The organism is Bradyrhizobium sp. P2_E8, from assembly GCF_056403875.1.
In genome coordinates this window covers 1-787 of sequence record NZ_JBFUES010001743.1, presented here as the reverse complement: position 1 = coordinate 787, position 787 = coordinate 1, and the positions used below count along the sequence as shown (strand labels likewise).

At 58.3% G+C, this 787-nt stretch carries 1 protein-coding gene and 1 pseudogene; both read left to right on the top strand.

Annotation, left to right across the window (positions count from 1 at the left end; translation table 11 throughout):
• Window positions 1-235: 235 nt before the first annotated feature.
• Window positions 236-445 carry a cold-shock protein gene (locus AC1D00_RS43620; RefSeq protein ID WP_027542880.1) on the top strand — a complete coding sequence of 70 codons (210 nt, stop codon included), beginning with the start codon at window positions 236-238 and terminating at the stop codon, window positions 443-445.
• A 202-nt stretch (window positions 446-647) separates the two neighbouring features.
• Window positions 648-787 (top strand): annotated as a pseudogene (locus AC1D00_RS43615) (acyl-CoA desaturase); the annotation flags it as partial.

Genomic DNA, 787 nt, shown 5'->3' with positions numbered 1-787 from the left:
GATGAAGCGCTCGCGCGGCCGTCCGCGGAACATTTGGGTCCGAAAACAGCGACATATGGCCCCTTGTGGAATGCCCGAACAACGGCCATATTGGCTGCATCGAGTTTCGGCCGAACGACTTGGCCTCGCCGCTGATAAGCGTGCCTGACTGACGACCCTCCCTCCAGATCTCGAATTCGCTGACTGCGCTCTTGAGCGCGGTTCCAAAGACTTATCTATGTTAAAGGACGACCCCATGAATACGGGAACTGTGAAGTGGTTTAACGGCCAAAAAGGTTTCGGCTTCATTCAGCCGGACCAGGGAGGCCAGGATGTTTTCGTTCATATCAGCGCAGTCGAACGCGCCGGCATGAGCACCCTCAACGAGGGGCAGAAGGTTTCCTTCGAAATCGTCGCGGACCGCCGGACCGGCAAGTCTGCTGCGGAAAATCTGCGCGCCGCCTAAGCTGCCGCAATCGGTAYTATGTTGCTTTGACCACGGATGTACTGGCAGAGCTTCTGGTTCTCTCGACCCGCGACTGGTTTACCGGCCGCGGGTTTTTTTACACCGGTTGCGGGTTGGCCCGCCCATCGAAACAGCTGAGGTCGCGAGCGTGTCCATCAATATCGATTCAGGCCAGGAACCGGATCAGGAACACGACGACGTCATGTATCCGCAGGTCCTGCCGTTTGTATTGATCCATGCGGGATGCGTCGCGGCGATCTGGTCGGGCGTCTCGTGGCAGGCCATCGCGATCTGCGCCGCGCTTTATGGGTTGCGCATGTTTGGGATCACCGCCGGAGATCA